The sequence below is a fragment of the Rugamonas violacea genome, from assembly GCF_016461825.1.
GTDB lineage: Bacteria > Pseudomonadota > Gammaproteobacteria > Burkholderiales > Burkholderiaceae_D > Rugamonas.
Genome location: NZ_JAEMNU010000084.1, coordinates 1 through 16,367 on the forward strand (window position 1 = coordinate 1; position 16,367 = coordinate 16,367).

At 64.2% G+C, this 16,367-nt stretch carries 18 protein-coding genes; 11 read left to right on the forward strand and 7 right to left on the reverse strand.

Annotated elements, in window-relative coordinates; all coding sequences use genetic code 11:
• Nucleotides 1-99: 99 nt before the first annotated feature.
• Nucleotides 100-930, reverse strand: a complete 831-nt coding sequence (locus H7U20_RS17385; RefSeq protein WP_199760415.1) for a hypothetical protein — start codon at nucleotides 928-930, stop codon at nucleotides 100-102.
• A gap of 380 nt (nucleotides 931-1,310) precedes the next feature.
• Here H7U20_RS17385 and H7U20_RS17390 point away from each other — a divergent pair, with 380 nt between their 5' ends.
• Nucleotides 1,311-1,490: a hypothetical protein gene (locus H7U20_RS17390; protein WP_199760416.1), complete on the forward strand. Its 180-nt coding sequence runs from the start codon at nucleotides 1,311-1,313 to the stop codon at nucleotides 1,488-1,490.
• A gap of 20 nt (nucleotides 1,491-1,510) precedes the next feature.
• Here the strand turns inward: H7U20_RS17390 and H7U20_RS17395 are convergent, their stop codons facing one another.
• On the reverse strand, nucleotides 1,511-2,680 hold the full coding sequence (locus H7U20_RS17395) for a vWA domain-containing protein (protein WP_199760417.1): 1,170 nt from the start codon (nucleotides 2,678-2,680) through the stop codon (nucleotides 1,511-1,513).
• A 4-nt stretch (nucleotides 2,681-2,684) separates the two neighbouring features.
• Nucleotides 2,685-3,551, reverse strand: coding sequence for an AAA family ATPase (locus H7U20_RS17400; protein ID WP_199760418.1), 867 nt, complete (start codon nucleotides 3,549-3,551; stop codon nucleotides 2,685-2,687).
• A 207-nt stretch (nucleotides 3,552-3,758) separates the two neighbouring features.
• Between H7U20_RS17400 and H7U20_RS17405 the strand changes: the two genes are divergently transcribed.
• Together H7U20_RS17405 and H7U20_RS17410 are read left to right on the forward strand one after the other, a co-directional pair.
• A complete protein-coding gene (locus tag H7U20_RS17405) occupies nucleotides 3,759-4,100 on the forward strand; it encodes a c-type cytochrome (protein ID WP_199760419.1) in 342 nt (113 codons plus the stop codon).
• Nucleotides 4,101-4,111: 11 nt separating this feature from the next.
• Nucleotides 4,112-4,453 (forward strand): c-type cytochrome, encoded by a 342-nt coding sequence (locus H7U20_RS17410; RefSeq protein WP_199760420.1) that lies wholly within the window; start codon nucleotides 4,112-4,114, stop codon nucleotides 4,451-4,453.
• A gap of 182 nt (nucleotides 4,454-4,635) precedes the next feature.
• On the opposite strand, the gene H7U20_RS17415 is transcribed toward H7U20_RS17410, so the two are convergent.
• Entirely contained in the window at nucleotides 4,636-5,067 is a 432-nt protein-coding gene (locus tag H7U20_RS17415) for a DUF1841 family protein (protein ID WP_099418584.1), read from the reverse strand.
• A gap of 103 nt (nucleotides 5,068-5,170) precedes the next feature.
• Between H7U20_RS17415 and H7U20_RS17420 the strand changes: the two genes are divergently transcribed.
• Nucleotides 5,171-5,752, forward strand: a complete 582-nt coding sequence (locus H7U20_RS17420) for a malonic semialdehyde reductase (protein ID WP_199760421.1) — start codon at nucleotides 5,171-5,173, stop codon at nucleotides 5,750-5,752.
• 400 nt (nucleotides 5,753-6,152) lie between these two features.
• Here the strand turns inward: H7U20_RS17420 and H7U20_RS17425 are convergent, their stop codons facing one another.
• Complete coding sequence (locus H7U20_RS17425; RefSeq protein ID WP_233410853.1) at nucleotides 6,153-6,800, reverse strand: RNA pyrophosphohydrolase; 648 nt, start codon at nucleotides 6,798-6,800, stop codon at nucleotides 6,153-6,155.
• 203 nt (nucleotides 6,801-7,003) lie between these two features.
• Between H7U20_RS17425 and H7U20_RS17430 the strand changes: the two genes are divergently transcribed.
• Both H7U20_RS17430 and H7U20_RS17435 read left to right on the forward strand, forming a co-directional pair.
• Nucleotides 7,004-8,740: a proline--tRNA ligase gene (locus H7U20_RS17430; protein ID WP_199760422.1), complete on the forward strand. Its 1,737-nt coding sequence runs from the start codon at nucleotides 7,004-7,006 to the stop codon at nucleotides 8,738-8,740.
• Nucleotides 8,740-9,372 (forward strand): lytic transglycosylase domain-containing protein, encoded by a 633-nt coding sequence (locus H7U20_RS17435; protein ID WP_199760423.1) that lies wholly within the window; start codon nucleotides 8,740-8,742, stop codon nucleotides 9,370-9,372. The genes H7U20_RS17430 and H7U20_RS17435 overlap by 1 nt, the downstream gene beginning before the upstream one ends.
• Before the next feature lie 105 nt (nucleotides 9,373-9,477).
• On the opposite strand, the gene H7U20_RS17440 is transcribed toward H7U20_RS17435, so the two are convergent.
• On the reverse strand, nucleotides 9,478-9,858 hold the full coding sequence (locus H7U20_RS17440; protein WP_093382548.1) for an SWIB/MDM2 domain-containing protein: 381 nt from the start codon (nucleotides 9,856-9,858) through the stop codon (nucleotides 9,478-9,480).
• A gap of 256 nt (nucleotides 9,859-10,114) precedes the next feature.
• Complete coding sequence (gene ffh, locus H7U20_RS17445) at nucleotides 10,115-11,482, reverse strand: signal recognition particle protein (RefSeq protein WP_199760424.1); 1,368 nt, start codon at nucleotides 11,480-11,482, stop codon at nucleotides 10,115-10,117.
• 139 nt (nucleotides 11,483-11,621) lie between these two features.
• On the opposite strand from ffh, the gene H7U20_RS17450 reads away from it, so the two are divergent.
• The 5 genes from H7U20_RS17450 (at nucleotide 11,622) to H7U20_RS17470 (ending at nucleotide 16,250) form a co-directional block, all read left to right on the forward strand.
• The gene (locus tag H7U20_RS17450; RefSeq protein WP_199760425.1) at nucleotides 11,622-12,371 is read left to right on the forward strand and encodes a substrate-binding periplasmic protein; all 750 of its coding nucleotides are present in this window, start codon (nucleotides 11,622-11,624) and stop codon (nucleotides 12,369-12,371) included.
• A 270-nt stretch (nucleotides 12,372-12,641) separates the two neighbouring features.
• Complete coding sequence (locus H7U20_RS17455; protein ID WP_199760426.1) at nucleotides 12,642-13,628, forward strand: ABC transporter substrate-binding protein; 987 nt, start codon at nucleotides 12,642-12,644, stop codon at nucleotides 13,626-13,628.
• A 112-nt stretch (nucleotides 13,629-13,740) separates the two neighbouring features.
• Nucleotides 13,741-14,565, forward strand: a complete 825-nt coding sequence (locus H7U20_RS17460; RefSeq protein ID WP_199760427.1) for an ABC transporter permease — start codon at nucleotides 13,741-13,743, stop codon at nucleotides 14,563-14,565.
• Entirely contained in the window at nucleotides 14,562-15,359 is a 798-nt protein-coding gene (locus H7U20_RS17465) for an ABC transporter ATP-binding protein (protein ID WP_199760428.1), read from the forward strand. The genes H7U20_RS17460 and H7U20_RS17465 overlap by 4 nt, the downstream gene beginning before the upstream one ends.
• An 87-nt stretch (nucleotides 15,360-15,446) precedes the next feature.
• A complete protein-coding gene (locus tag H7U20_RS17470; RefSeq protein ID WP_199760429.1) occupies nucleotides 15,447-16,250 on the forward strand; it encodes a cytochrome C assembly family protein in 804 nt (267 codons plus the stop codon).
• Nucleotides 16,251-16,367: the final 117 nt, after the last annotated feature.

The following is a 16,367-nucleotide window of genomic DNA, read 5'->3' on the forward strand; positions in this document are numbered from 1 at the left end:
GCCAAGTTTACAAGGGCGGCCGCAACTCATTGAATGTAAACGGATTTTTCGGCCAAGCGCACGACGGTCCGGACTTGTGTATAACGGCGTGGTGTAAACCTATGCATTAAAGTAGGCCTCAACCAGATGGGTGAATTGGTCGAGGTCGCCAAGGCCACGTAGCGCAGCAACGCAAATCTCATACTTGCAGCGTCGAAGCAGAATCGCGGGGCTTGCGGTTGGAAAAGAGTTAAGTACTTTGATCCATTCTATGAGATCCACCTTCAGATCATTATTGAATGTAGCCTTACGTACTCCGATTTTGACTTCCGAAAAATCCGAGAAAGTACAAGGTGCGCGCTTTTCCTTAACCCATTTAGAGTAAAGCTGGTTGTACTTTTGATTCTCATCATTGTGAGTACGTGGATACATTTCAGATGGGATGTTCAAATAAGACTGAGCAACCCAGAAAAGTTCGAACCTTGTTAGCTGGTCAGAAATCGCGAGGGCGTCAAAGATTTCAAGTTGGACGTCGAAAGTCTCCAATGCCCATGCTTGAAGCTTATGTCGTGCTGCGACTGGAATGTCTTGGTTTGAAAAGAAGTAGATAAAATCCGGTCTGTTGCTTTCGCAAATCTTCTTGATATCACTTTCGATCTTTGATTTGAAACGCTTCTCAAGCGAGCATGCAATAACTGCCTTTCGCCCATCAGCGAACCCCCAAGCTGATCCAACTGGGGGGGCAAATTGCGTGATCGATTGGAAAGTTTCGGAATCACGTCCTTGATCGCCCCCGCTGCTAACGGGACCAGTTGCGGGAAGGAAATTTGGCGAAATGGCTTGACGTGCAAACTGGTAACACATCTCTTCGAAGTCATGATGCCTGTTCTTAGCATTCAAGCTGGTAAGCTGATAGCGAATGTAGTCGGCGAGTGCTGTAGTGTCCGGCATGCTTACCTTTCCTGTTGCGTGGACATCTTTGCTATGTGCATCTGGCGGTCCGGGGATGCATGCCAAAGCAGTCCAAGTGAGTTCGTATCTAACCAGTATATGATAAATATTTACATACAAGTTGATAGTTTCGTCCAGGTTCTGATGGCAGGAATGGTGAATTTTTGGCCTGTAATATGATATCTGTGACACTTGCATTTATATCAAATGGTCCAGAAACAGTTGAAGTATTTTTATCAGCTCGACGGGAAATTCCCGAAGGGAAATGACCCGCTTGTGACATTTTTACGCCGCTTATACGGCGCGAGCGCAGCTTTTACACCACTTTGGAACGGCCGCTGGTAAGCTGGTCGTTTCGATAACATCAGTAGGGAGGGCATATGCATGCACATGTGAATTTCGGGCGCCAGCGCGCCATTGCCTATCGCGAACCGGACCGCTGCCAGCGGCTGGCGCGGGCGCGGCGCGGCAGCCGCACCATCCGTCTGCTGGCGCTGACGGCGATGGCGGCCGGCCTGTCGTTGCAGATCGTGCTGGGATTGCTGCCGGCCCAGCTCTAGCGGGCCGGCACCGGCGCCGGCTATTTGCTCAGCGTGCGCATGGCCTGTTCCAGCCCGCTGATGGTCAAGCCGTACATGCGGTTGTTCATCAACTGGCGGATGATGGATACCGACTGGCGGTACTGCCACAACTGCTCCGGCTCCGGGTTGAGCCAGACGAACTTGGGGAAGGCGGCGGTGAAGCGCGCCAGCCAGGCGGCGCCGGCTTCCTCGTTGTTGTACTCGACCGAGCCGCCCGGCTGCAAAATCTCGTAGGGGCTCATGGTGGCGTCGCCGACGAAGATCAGCTTGGTGTCCGGCGGGTACTTGCGCAGGATGTCCCAGGTCGGAAAACGCTCCGAGTTGCGCCGCCGGTTGTTCTTCCACATGTAGTCGTAGACGCAGTTGTGGAAGTAGAAGAACTCCATGTTCTTGAACTCCGTCTTCGACGCCGAGAACAGCTCCTCGGTGCGCTCGATGTGGTCGTCCATGGTGCCGCCGACGTCGAACAGCATCAGCACCTTGACCTTGTTGCGCCGTTCCGGCCGCATCTTGATGTCGAGGAAGCCGGCGTTGTTGGCGGTGGCGCGGATGGTGGCGTCGAGCGCCAACTCGTCCTCGGCGCCTTCGCGGGCGAACTTGCGCAGGCGGCGCAGCGCCACCTTGATGTTGCGCGTGCCGAGCTCGCGCTCGGTGTCGTAGTCCTTGTAGGCGCGCGCCTCCCACACCTTGACCGCCGTGCGGTTGCCGCCCTTGCCGCCGATGCGCACGCCTTCCGGGTTGCTGCCGCCGTTGCCGAAGGGCGAGGTGCCGCCGGTGCCTATCCACTTGCTGCCGCCTTCGTGGCGCTCCTTCTGCTCCTTGAGCAGTTCGGCCAGGCGGTCCATCAGCTTGTCGTAGCCGAACTTCTCCAGTTGCGCCTTCTGCTCCTCGCTCAGCTCGCGCTGCATGCGCTTGACCAGCCAGTCGAGCGGGATCGCGCCGTTGGTGTCGAAGGCGGCGTTGATGCCCTTGAAGTACTGGGCGAAGGCGCGGTCGAATTTGTCGAAGTGGGCCTCGTCCTTGACCATGGTCAGCCGCGACAGGTAGTAGAAATCGTCCATCGACGGCGCGATGACGTTCTTCTGCATCGCTTCGAGCAGGGTCAGGAACTCCTTGATCGACACCGGGATCTTGGCGTCTTTCAGGGTGAAGAAAAAGTCGATCAGCATGGCGTCAGCGGTTGGTGCGCGACATGTGGACCAGGCGTTCGAACAGGTGCACGTCCTGCTCGTTCTTGAGCAGCGCGCCGTGCAGCGGCGGCACCACGGCCTTGCTGTCCTGGCTGCGCAGCGCCTCGGCCGGAATGTCCTCGGCCAGCAGCAGCTTGAGCCAGTCGAGGAATTCGGAGGTCGACGGTTTTTTCTTCAGTCCCGCCACGTCGCGCACCTCGTAGAAGGTCTGCAGCGCGGTGGCCAGCAGCTCCTTCTTCAGGTTCGGGTAGTGCACGGCGACGATCTGCTCCATCGTGTCCTTGTCGGGGAATTTGATGTAGTGGAAGAAGCAGCGGCGCAGGAAGGCGTCGGGCAGCTCCTTCTCGTTGTTGGAGGTGATGATGACCAGCGGGCGGTGCGTGGCGACGACCATCTCGCGCGTCTCGTAGACGTAGAACTCCATGCGGTCCAACTCGCGCAGCAGGTCGTTGGGGAACTCGATGTCGGCCTTGTCGATCTCGTCGATCAGCAGCACCACCGGCTCGGGCGCGGTGAAGGCCTGCCACAGCACGCCCTTGACGATATAGTTGTGGATGTCGCGCACGCGCTCGTCGCCCAGCTGGGAGTCGCGCAAACGCGACACCGCGTCGTATTCGTACAGGCCCTGTTGCGCCTTGGTGGTCGATTTGATATGCCACTGCATCAGCGGCATGTTCAGCGCCGCCGCCACTTCCTCGGCCAGCATGGTCTTGCCGGTGCCCGGCTCGCCCTTGATCAGCAGCGGCCGTTGTAGCGTCAAAGCCGCATTCACGGCCAGTTTCAAGTCATTGGTGGCGACGTAGTTGTCGGAACCCTGGAAGCGGTGGCCTTGGCCTGGTTGAGCGTGCATAAGGGTGTATCTCTATTAGTGTGGAAGTTAGGCCGAGTATATGCCAGAACCGCCCCCCGGCGCAGCGCGCCGGCGGGGCCGGGGGAGCCAGATTCCATGTGGACTCTGCGATTGCAATTGAGTTAGAATCGAAGATTGATAGAGCAAATGTCAAGTTTTTGCCATAAAAGCGGTCTCCGATTACCATTAATTGAGTTTGCCACCACCATGAAAAAAATCTACGCACTTCTCGTGCTCGCCGGCGTCGCCAATGTCGCTTTCGCGGCAGATATCGTTGGGGACGCCAAGGCCGCCCCGGCAAAGATTGAAATGTGCATCGGTTGCCATGGCATCCCGGGCTACAAGGCGACCTTCCCCGAAGTGTTCCAGGTGCCAATGATCGGTGGCCAGTCGGCCAAGTATATCGAGAAGGCCTTGAAGGCCTATCAAAAGGGTGACCGCAAGCATCCGTCGATGAAGGGCATCGCCGGCAGCCTGTCCGACCAGGACATGGCCGATATCGCCGCCTACTATTCGCAGCAGCCTGCCCAACACACCGCGGCGAAATGAGGGAGACCACGATGAAAAAATTGATGACCGCGCTGTTCCTGTCCGCCGTATCGCTGTCGGCCGTCGCCGGTGGCAGTATCACCAAAGGCAAGGAGCTGGCCGACAAGTACACCTGCGCCACCTGCCACGGCAAGGACTTCAACTCGCCGATCTCGCCCGACTATCCGAAGCTGGCCGGCCAGCACAAGGACTATCTGGAGCACGCGCTGACCGCCTACAAGCGCGGCGACGGCGCCAACGGCCGCAACGACGGCACCATGACCCTGCAGGTCAAACCGCTGAGCCACCAGGACATCAAGGATCTGGCGGCCTATCTGCACAGCCTGCCGACCACGCTGGCGACCCATCGCTGAACGGCGACGGCCTCGCTTGTGAACAAAAAGCCACGCTAGCGTGGCTTTTTTTATGTCCGTCGAGGCGTCGGCGGCGATCAAACCACCCGGCGGCGTAGAGCCGGGGTCGGACCCTGCGGGGTCCGACCCCAGTTGGCGTCCTTGGGTTTTGTGTGCGCCCCGACAATCCGCGGGACCGTTGCTCAGCCGCGCGCGCGGCGCCGCACCGCCTCGACGTAGCTTTCGGTGTCCGGTGGCAGGCCGGCGCGCTGCGAGGTCCAGATCATCTGGCCCAGGCATTCCATCACCTCGTGGTGGGCGGCGTGCTCGGAGTCGAGCCGGCGCGCCAGCTCCTGGCAGGCGGCGCGGATGCCGCGCGGCTGGTCGATCGACAGCTGTTCGCTGATCGACAGATGCATCGACAGGTGCAGGAAGGGGTTGGCCTGGCCGCCCTCGACCGAATAGTCGCGCGCCAGCGCCGCCTCGACGTCGCGCAGCGCCTCGTCGTATTCGGGGTGCTGGACGATCCAGTCGGCCGCCATGGCCTCGATCGGGCTGAGGATTTCCTTGGCGTGGTGCTTGCGGTAGGCGTCGCAGAAGAAGCGGCGCACGTCGTCGGAGGAGGGTGTGAACATGGCGGTATCGTGGAGAAAAGGCAGGCGTCATTGTACCTCCTCGACAAAATGTGTAGGCTAGGCGGGTATTTCTCTCCTTTAACCACCATTTCCTGGAGCCGACATGCTCAACGACACCGCCCTCGACACCCTGTTCTACGCCGCGCGCACCCACAACGGCTGGCAGCCGCGCGAAGTCGGCGACGCCCAGCTGGAACACCTGTTCGACCTGCTCAAGTGGGCGCCGACGGCGGCCAATTCCTCGCCGGCGCGGCTGGTCTTCGTCAAGAGCGCCGAGGCCAAGGCCAGGCTGCTGCCGTGCATGGCGCCGGGCAACCAAGCCAAGGTCGAGCAGGCGCCGGTGACGGTCATCGTCGGCATGGACATGGAGTTCTACGAGAAGCTGCCGCAGTTGTCGCCGGCGGTGGACGCCCGCGCCTGGTTCGTTGGCAACGAGAAGTCGATCGCCGACACCGCCTTCCGCAACTCCTCGCTGCAGGGCGCCTACCTGATCATGGCGGCGCGCGCCATCGGCCTGGACTGCGGCCCGATGTCCGGTTTCGACGCCGACAAGCTCAACGCCGCCTTCTTCGACGGCACGCCGGTGCGCGCCAACTTCGTCTGCAGCCTGGGTTATGGCGAGCCGGGCAAGGTGCGTCCGCGCGCGCCACGGCTGAGCTTCGCCGAGGCTTGCCGCATCGTCTAACCCCCCCCCCTCCCTCGGGGTCAGTCCCTCGGGGTCAGTGCCGACATTCAGACACGGCCTCAACCATAGCCCTCGGGGTCAGTGCCGACATTCGGACACGGCCTCAACCAAGCCCTCGGGGTCAGTGCCGACATTCGGACACGGCCTCAACCATAGTGCCTGTGCCATGGGCGTGGCTGGAGACGAATGTGGCGAAGCTCATCAATTTACTGCTGAGTTCGTGTCCGAATGTCGGCACTGACCCCGGCCGCTGACCCCGGCCGCTGCTGACCCCGGCCGCTGACCCCGGCCGGGCTGACCCGGCCGGGTTTGGCTGCCGGCACGCGATGGTGCGGCGCAATGGAAAAAGGGCCGGATCTGCTGATCCGGCCCTTTTTCCATTGCGGCGTCGTGCACCGGCTCAGCCGCTGCTCTTGGCCGGTAAGACCAGTTGCGGCTCGGCCTCCGGCGCGCAGACTTCCGTCGCCGGATGCGCCTCCGCTTCCGCTTCGGCCGCCGGCTTGGGGCCGTGCGGCTGGCGCAGGTAGCGCGCGGTGTGGCGGTGGTGGCCGTTGCCGCTGCCGTTGCCGTGCGCCGGCCAGGTCAGGAAGCGCGACAGCTCTTGCAGCGCGCGCTGGTAGACTTCGCGCTTGAACTCGATCACCACGTCGAGCGGCACCCAGTAGTCGTGCCAGCGCCAGGCGTCGAACTCGGGGTGGTCGGTCAGCCGCAGATTGACGTCGTTGTCGCGCGCGCACATGCGCAACAGGAACCAAATCTGCTTCTGGCCCCGGTAGTGGCCGCGGATCTCGCGTTTGATGAAGTGGTCGGGAACCTCATAGCGCAGCCAGTCGCGCGTGCGGCCGACGATTTTGACGTGCTCCTGTCGTAGTCCGATCTCCTCCTCCAGCTCGCGGTACATCGCCTGTTCCGGCGTTTCTCCGTATTTGATGCCGCCTTGCGGAAATTGCCATGAGTGCTCGCGCACCCGCTTGCCCCACCACACCTCGTTATGGGCGTTGAGCAGGATGATGCCGACGTTGGGCCGAAACCCTTCACGGTCGAGCATATTGCACCTCAAACTTTCTGCGACAGCGCGTCCCTCTTATATTTTTGCCCACAAATCCGCGCGCCGGCAGCATTTTCGGGGTACGAAAATGGCCGGAACGCCATCAATTGATCGCATTTGTATAAAGTATGGACGCATCAGCCAGCTAATCCTTTAAAATTAGGTTGATTATAACCCTCTCTTTTTAAAAAGAATTCACCGTTATGCGCGCCTCCCGATTTTTTATTTCCACGCTTAAAGAAGCGCCGTCCGACGCCGAAATCGTCAGCCACCAGTTGATGATGCGCGCCGGCATGATCAAACGCCTCGGTTCCGGCATCTACACCTACATGCCGATGGGCCTGCGGGTGATCCGCAAGGTCGAGGCCATCGTGCGCGAGGAGATGAACCGCGCCGCCGGCATCGAGCTGCTGATGCCGCTGGTCCAGCCGGCCGAGCTGTGGCAGGAAACCGGCCGTTGGGACAAGATGGGCGCCGAACTGCTGCGCCTGAAGGATCGCCATGGCCGCGAATTCGCTTTCCAGCCGACCTCCGAGGAGGTCATCACCGACGTGGTGCGCACCGAGATCAAGTCCTACCGCCAGCTGCCGCTGAACTTCTACCACATCCAGACCAAGTTCCGCGATGAGCGCCGGCCCCGTTTCGGCCTGATGCGCGGCCGCGAGTTCACCATGAAGGACGCCTACTCCTTCGACCGCGACGCGGCCGGCATGCAGGCTTCCTACCAGGTGATGTTCGACGCCTACACCCGCATCTTCAACCGCTTCGGCCTGCGCTTCCGCGCCGTGGCGGCCGACAACGGCGCCATCGGCGGCTCCGGCTCGCACGAGTTCCACGTCATCGCCAGCACCGGCGAGGACGCGCTGGTGTACTGTCCCGACTCCGACTACGCCGCCAACATGGAGGCGGCCGAGGCGGTCGCCCCGGTCGCGCCGCGCGCCGCCGCCGGCGCCGACCTGGTCAAGACCGCCACGCCGGACGCCACCAAGTGCGAACAGGTGGCCGCCCAGCTGGGCCTGCCGTTGAGCCGCACCGTCAAGACCATCGCGCTGACCGCCGAGACCGAAACCGACGGCAAGATCGCCAAGCAGTACTTCATGCTGCTGCTGCGCGGCGACCATGAACTCAACGAGATCAAGGCCGGCAAGGTCGCCGGCTTGGCCACGCACCGCTTCTCGACCGAGGCCGAGATCCTCGAGGTCTACGGCTGCGTGCCGGGCTACCTGGGCCCGATCGGCACCAAGGCGCCGGTCACCGTGGTGGCCGACCGCAGCGTCGCCAACCTGGCCGACTTCGTCTGCGGCGCCAACGACGCCGGCTTCCACTACACCGGCGCCAACTGGGGCCGCGACGTCGCCGAGCCGGCCGTCGTCGCCGACCTGCGCAACGTCGTCGAGGGCGACGCCTCGCCGGACGGCAAGGGCGTGCTGGCGATCGAGCGCGGCATCGAGGTGGGCCACGTGTTCCAGCTCGGCACCGCCTACTCGGAGAGCATGAAGGCCACCTTCCTCGACGAGAACGGCAAACCGGCGCCGCTGCAGATGGGCTGCTACGGCATCGGCATCACCCGCATCCTGGGCGCGGCGATCGAGCAGAACTTCGACGACAAGGGCATCATCTGGCCGACCGCGCTGGCGCCGTTCGAGCTGGTGCTGTGCCCGATGGGCATGGACCGCAGCGAGATGGTCAAGCAGGCCGTCGAGCAGCTCTACGCCGACGCGCAGGCGGCCGGCATCGACGTCATCGTCGACGACCGTGGCCAACGTCCGGGCGCCATGTTCGCCGACTGGGAATTGATCGGCGTGCCGCATCGCGTGGTCATCGGCGAGCGCGGTCTGAAGGACGGCAACCTGGAATACCAGGGCCGCCGCGACACCGAGGCGAGCGCCGTGCCGCTGGCCGACATCATCGCCTTCGTCCAGGGCAAGATGCAGAAGTGATGACGCGCGCGGTTCCCGCCGCCCGCGCGCTGGCGCCGTTGCTGGCGCTGGCGCTGGCCGGCGTTCTGCTGTGCGCGCCGGCGCGGGCCGGCAACCAGAAGGAGGAGGCGCTGGCCGACGCGGTGCGGTTGGCGCTGTCGAACGCGATCCGCGACGCCAGTCCGCCGCGGCCGGCCTTCGCCAACCAGGCCGAACGGCTGCGCTACCAGGGCTGGCTGACGCAGATGTCGCAGCGGCTGCAGCGCAAGCTGCCGGACCGGCAGGTGCGCGAGGAGTTCCTCGCCACCGCCTGGTACGAGGCCAAGCGCGCCGGCCTCGATCCGGCCATGGTGCTCGGCCTGATCCAGGTCGAATCGGCCTACCGCAAATACGCCGTCTCGATGGTCGGGGCGCGCGGCTATATGCAGGTGATGCCGTTCTGGACCAACGTGATCGGCGACCGCGACCGCCGCGCCCTGTTCGACATGCAGACCAATCTACGCTACGGTTGCGCCATCCTGCGCATGTACATCGACATGGAGGCGGGCAACCTGTTCCTCGCCCTGGGCCGCTACAACGGCAGCCGTGGCCGGCCGGAGTATCCCAACGCCGTGCTGGCGGCGTGGAACAACTGGAAGATCAAGGCGCTGTAGTTGCCGGCGCCGCGCGCCTGGCGCGGCCAAAACCATCAGACGAAAAAAAATGCCCCCGTCGCGTCGCGATGGGGGCACTTCCGCGCGGCCGGCAGGCCGCCGCGATTATTTCAGGTGGTCGGAAATGAGCTTGGTCATTTCGAACATGGACACTTGGGCTTTGCCGCCGAATACTGCTTTGAGCTTGTCGTCGGCATTGATCATGCGGCGGTTGGCCGGATCTTGCAGGTCGAGCTTTTTGATGTAGTCCCAGACTTTCTTGGTCACTTCGGTGCGCGGCAGCGGCGTGGCGCCAACGACTGCGGCCAACACGGCGGACGGCGTCATCTCTTTCATGAAAGCGGCGTTCGGCTTGCGCGGCGTCGCAGGAGCGGCTTTTTTGGCTGCGGCTGGTTTGGCTGGTGCTGCTTTTTTCACGGCTGCGGGTTTGGCTGCCGCGGCCTTCTTAGCTGGTTCTGCTGCTGGGGTTTTTTTGGCTGTTGCCATCTTCGAGCCTCCTTAACGAACACATGGAAAATTGCGCAATTGATCGCACGGCTAATATTGGTGGGGATTTACCGTGGATGCAAGTGTTTTTCGTTATTTTTCCCGCAAACGCCACGTAAATCAGGGTCGCCGCACAGCCATGCACCGGGAAAGGGCATGGGCCCGGGCTTTTGCACGAAAAAACACCGCCGCGCAGGGGCTGCGGGGCGGTGTCGTCGGGCTTGCCGCCGCCCTCATGGGGCGGGCGCAAAGACGCTTAACGCATGCCCGGCATCATGCCCTTCATCGAGCGCATCATCTTCATCATGCCGCCGCCGGAGAGCTTTTTCATCATTGTCTGCATCTGCTCGAACTGGGTCAGCATGCGGTTCACTTCCTGCACCTGGACGCCGGCGCCGGTGGCGATGCGGCGCTTGCGGGTGGCCTTGATCAGTTCCGGCTTGGCGCGTTCCTGCGGCGTCATCGAGTCGATGATGCCGACCATGCGGCGCACCTGCTTGTCGGCCTGGTCCATGTTGGCGCCGCCGGCGGCCTGCTGGAACTGGGCCGGCAGCTTGTCGACCAGGCTGGCCATGCCGCCCATCTTTTTCATCTGGCCCAGCTGGGCCTTGAAGTCGTTCATGTCGAACTTGCCGCCGACCTTGATCTTCTGCGCCAGTTCGGCCGCCGCCTTGGTGTCGACGCCTTTGCGCGCCTCCTCGACCAGGGCCATGATGTCGCCCATGCCGAGGATGCGGTTGGCCATGCGCTGCGGATCGAAGGCCTCCAGGCCGTCGAGTTTCTCCGACACGCCGGCGAACTTGATCGGCTTGCCGGTGATGTGGCGCACCGACAGGGCGGCGCCGCCGCGGGCGTCGCCGTCGAGCTTGGTCAGCACGATGCCGGTCAGCGGCAGCGCGTCGTTGAAGGCCTTGGCGGTGTTGATGGCGTCCTGGCCGAGCATGGCGTCGACCACGAACAGGGTCTCGATCGGCTTGACGGCGGCGTGCACGGCGGCGATCTCGCGCATCATCTCCTCGTCGATGCCGAGGCGGCCGGCGGTGTCGATGATCAGCACGTCGTGGTAGTGCTTCTTGGCCCAGTCCAGCGCGGCCAGGGCGATGTCGACCGGCTTGTCGCTGGCGCTCGACGGGAAGAAGTCGGCGCCGACCTGGGCGGTCACCGCCTGCAACTGGGCGATCGCGGCGGGACGGTAGACGTCGGCCGAGACGGTCAAGACCTTCTTCTTCTTTTCCTCTTGCAGGTATTTGGCCAGCTTGCCGACGGTGGTGGTCTTACCCACACCCTGCAGGCCGGCCATCAAAATGATCGCCGGCGGCTGCTGGGCGAAGCTGAGCTGGGCCGCCTCGGGGCCGAGGTCGGCGCCCATGATGGCGGCCAGCTCGCGCTGCACCACGCCGACCAAGGCCTGGCCCGGCGTCAGCGAGGAGATGACCTCCTCGCCCATGGATTTTTCCTTGACCTTGGCGATGAACTCGCGCACGGCCGGCAGGGCGACGTCGGCCTCGAGCAGGGCCAGGCGCACTTCGCGCAGCATCTCTGCGGTGTTGGCCTCGGTCAGGCGCGCCTCGCCGCGCATGGTCTTGACGACCTTGGCGAGGCGTTGGGTAAGATTATCTAGCATGGGGAACCTGCAATCTGTCTGAGTGGGAGCCGGCGGCGGGCCGGACGATGGCCGCCATTTTACCCCATCGGGGACGCGCCGGCGCCGCCAGTCCTGTTATCATTTCCCCCATGGTCGCAGTGGTTTCCCGGGAGTGCGCATGAACAGAGTGCCGTGTTGGCGGCTGTTGGCGCTGGCCGCCGTCCTGGCCGGCGGCGCCGCGCCGGCGGCCACCGTGCGCATGGGCTTCGGCGACAACCTGCCGCCCTACATCCTGGCCGAACAGGACGGCGGCATCGAAGTCGAGGTGGTGCGCGAGGCGTTGGCGCTGCGCGGCCACACGCTGCAGGCGCAGTACCTGCCGATGGGGCGCCTGACGCTGGCCTACCGCGGCGGCCAGACCGACGCCATCATGATGGACGTCGGCGAGGACATGACGGGGCGCGGCCACTACGCCGAGCCGCCGGTGTTGTACGACAATGTGTTCTACACCCTGCAGCGGCGCCAGCTGCGCATCGAGCGGCCCGAGCATCTGCGCGGGCGCACGATCATGGCCTTCGTCGGCGCCGCCAAGCGCTATCCGGACTGGTTGGGCGCGCTGAGCCGCTCGCCCGACTATGTCGAGCGCAACAACCAGGAGGCCCAGCCGGTGCTGCTGGCGCTGGGCCGCTACGACGTGGTGCTGAGCGACCGCACCGTCTTCCAATATTATGTGTGGCAGCGGCGCCAGCTCGACCCGGCCTTCGTCATGCCGGCCGTCGACGAGCACCCCTTCACCCGCGCCGACCCGCGCGACTACCGGCCGGTGTTCCGCGACGCGCAACTGCGCGACGACTTCAACGCCGGCCTGGCGCAGCTGCGCAAGAGCGGGCGCTACCGGGCCATCTACGGCAAATACCTGGGAGAGTAGGCCGGCGGCGCACCGCCGGCCGCCGGCCGCCGCCCGCCGCGCCGCCCGGCACGGCGGCATGGCGCCGCCGCTCGGCGGCTGGTGCCTGCAACAACAGTCAATTATTTTTCTGAAAATATTTTCCGTCTTGTATTATGGTCTCAGCTGTGGCGCGCCATGTCGCCATGCCGCGCGATTGCGTCTCCCTGCCTTTTCCCGGGCGATAGGCAAGCGCGGCCGGGCTTGGTATGATCTGTGCATCTTTGCACCACCCCTTTGGAGAGCGAGCGGATGAAACTTGAATCGATAGGCAAGACCCTGACCCTGGCCGCCCTGTCGGCCGCGATGTTGGCCGCCGGCGCGGCCCGGGCGCAGGACGTGGTCCGCCTCGGCAACCTGAAGTTCGCCCACTACGGCGCCGTCTCCTATATCAAGGAGATCGCCCCCAAATGCGGCATCAAGGTGGAGGAGCATATTTTCGCCAAGGGGCTGGACGTGATGCAGGCGATCATCGCCGGCGAGCTCGACGTCGGCACCACCGCCTCCGAGGCGGCCATCTCCGGCCGCGCCGGCGGCGCGCCGATCTACGTCGTGGCCGGCTTCGCCAAGGGCGGCGCGCGGCTGGTCGGCCGCGGCGACCTGAAGCTCAAGAGCGTCAAGGACTTGAAGGGCAAGAAGGTCGGCGTGACGCGCGGCGGCATCCAGGAGGTGCTGCTGCTGGCCGAGCTGCAGCAGAGCGGCCTGAGCGTGTCGGACCAGCCGGGCAAGGACGTGCAACTGGTGTTCCTCGCCTACGCCGACCTGAACCAGGCGCTGCTGGGCAAGAACATCGACGCCATGATGCAGTCCGAGCCGCAATCCTCGCAGGCCATCAACAAGGGCTTCGGCAACGAGATCGTCAAGCCCTACGACACGCCGATCGGCGAACCGATCCGCACCATGGTGATGACCGAGAAGTTCTACAAGGACAAGCGGCCGGTGGCCGAGAAGTTCATGCGCTGCTTCGTCGAGGCGACCAAGACCTTCATCGACAACCGGGCGATCGCCGAGAAGTATGTGCGCGAGACGGTGTTCAAGGGCCAGATCAGCAAGGACGATTTCGACGACGCCATCGGCAACTCGCCGTACTCCTACGACATCAGCCCGGAACACATCCAGATCACCACCGACGTGATGGTCAAGACCGGCGTCGGCAAGATGGGCAAGCCACCGGTGGCCCGCGACTGGGTCAAGACCGACCTGCTCGACGCGGCCAAGAAAAGCCTGAACGTCAAATAAGCGGGCGGCGGCGCGGCCGCGGCATCCATACATATAAGTACGACTAATAAGAAAGGCGGCGCCGCAAGCGCCGCTTATCGCATGCCGCGCAACAGCGGCCGGGAGGATGGGCATGGCAAATTCGAAGTGGCGCGAGGTCGGCGTCGGCATGATCGTGCCGGTCGTGGTGGTGGCCGTGTGGCAGGCGGCGGCCATGCTGGACCTGGTCAATCCCCAGGTGCTGCCGTCGCCGCTGGCGGTGCTGCAGCGCTGGATCGCCTATCTGCTGCCGATGCAGCCCTACGACCCGGCGGCCGGCTCGTGGCTGCTGTGGAGCGTCTCCGGCGAGCTGATCACCGATTCCATCGGCAGCCTGTACCGGGTGGTGGTCGGCTTCGTCATCGGCGCCGGCCTGGCCCTGCCGCTGGGCCTGGCGATGGGCGCCCAGCCGCGCGTCTACGCCTGGCTCAACCCGCTGGTGCAACTGCTGCGGCCGATTCCGCCGATCGCCTACATCCCCCTGTCGATCCTCTGGTTCGGCCTGGGCAACCCGCCGGCCGTGTTCCTGATCGCCCTGGGCGCCTTCTTCCCGGTGTTGATGAACACCATCGCCGGCGTGCGCCAGGTCGACGGCATCTACCTGCGCGCCGCGCGCAACCTGGGCGCCTCCGGCTCGACCATGTTCCTGCGGGTGATCCTGCCGGCCGCCGTGCCGTATATCTTGTCGGGGGTGCGCATCGGCATCGGCACCGCCTTCATCGTGGTGATCGTCTCCGAGATGATCGCCGTCAACAACGGCCTGGGCTTCCGCATCCTGGAGGCGCGCGAATACTTCTGGTCGGACAAGATCATCGCCGGCATGATCAGCATCGGCCTGATCGGCCTGGCCATCGACGTCGCCATGAACCAACTCAACAACCACTTGCTGCGCTGGCACCGCGGTCTGGAGAACCAATGAGCGCAAGCCACATCACCATCGCCGGCGTCAACAAGGTCTTCAAGACCGACAGCCGCGAAGTCGTCGCCCTCAAGGACATCAACCTGGAGATCCCGCAGGGCCAGTTCGTCTGCCTGCTCGGACCTTCCGGCTGCGGCAAGTCGACCCTGCTCAACGCGGTGGCCGGCTTCGCGCCGCCCTCGTCGGGCCGCATCCACGCCGACGGCCAATTGGTCAGCGGCCCCGGTCCGGAGCGCGGCATGGTGTTCCAGGAGTACGCGCTGTTCCCCTGGATGACGGTGGAGAAGAACATCGCCTTCGGCCTGGAGATCAAGGGCCTGCCGCCGGCGCGCATCGCGGCCAAGGTCGACCAGTTGCTGGCCATGCTGTCGCTGGGCGACTTCAAGCAGCGCTTTCCCAAGGACCTGTCGGGCGGCATGCGCCAGCGCGTCGCCATCGCCCGCGTGCTGGCGCTCGACTCGCCGATCATGCTGATGGACGAGCCCTTCGGCGCGCTCGACGCGCTGACCCGGCGCAACCTGCAGGACGAGCTGCTGCGCATCTGGTCCGAACTGAAGAAGACCATCATCTTCGTCACCCACTCGATCGAGGAGGCGATCTACCTGGCCGACCGCATCGTCGTCATGACCTACCGGCCCGGCACGGTCAAGCGCGACATCCTGGTCGAGCTGCCGCGCCTGCGCGACCCGGCCTCGGCCGAGTTCAACGCCCTCAAGCGCGAGCTGGGCCAGTTGGTGATGGAAGAGCAGCAGCGCCACCACAACGACGAGATCCGCGTCGCCGCCATCGATTGAGCCGCCACGGGCCGGGCCGGGCGGCGGCGCCGGCGCAAAACGCGCGGCGGCCCGCCCTATCCCGTCCTTGTGGTGTAAACTTCGCCTATGCAGACCATCCTTCTCATCGCAGCCGCCGCGCTGTACCTCGTTTGTGCCCTCTTGCCAGCGCGCCAGGGCGCCTCGATCACCGCCGTCACCGGCCTGGCCTGGCTGGTGCACGGTGTCGCCCTGTGGTGCGACGTGCTGGCGCCCGGCACCCTGCGCATCGGCTTCGCCACCATGCTGTCGTCGGCGCTGTGGGTGTCGGTCTGCGCCTACTGGGTGGAAAACCTCAACCTCAGCCTGGACGGCCTGCGCCGCCTGGTCATGCCCAGCGCCGCGCTGGCGGTGGCGCTGCAGGCGCTGTTCCCCGGCGTGCTGGTGACCCTGGAGGGCAAGTCCGGCATGTTCGGCTGGCACATCGCCATCGCCGTCATGGCCTACAGCAGCCTGACCATCGCCGCCTTCCACGCCGTGCTGATGGCGCTGCAGGAGTCGCGCCTGCACACCCGCAGCGACGGCGGCGGCTTCCTGGCCGGCGCGCTGGACCAGTTGCCGGCCCTGCTGACGATGGAGAAGCTGCTGTTCCGCCTGATCGGCTTCGGCTTCGTGCTGCTCAGCCTGACCGTCCTGTCGGGCATCGTATTTTCCGAACAATTGTTTGGCCAGGCCCTGAAATGGGACCACAAGTCGGTGTTCACCCTGCTGTCCTGGCTGCTGTTCGCGGCCCTGCTGGCGGGCCGCCGCTTCCGTGGCTGGCGCGGCAAGACCGCGCTCAGCTTCACCCTGGCCGGTTTCGCCACCTTGCTGCTGGCCTATGTCGGCAGCCGGTTCGTGTTTGAAGTGGTATTGCATCGGGGAATGGCATGACACGTATCTTGTTCTGGCTGGGCCTGGTTTTCCTGGTCATGTTCGCCATCCGCAGTAAATTGCAGGGCGGCCGTCCGCCGCAGCCGCGCCGCGCCGCGCCGCCGGACGAGGGCGCGG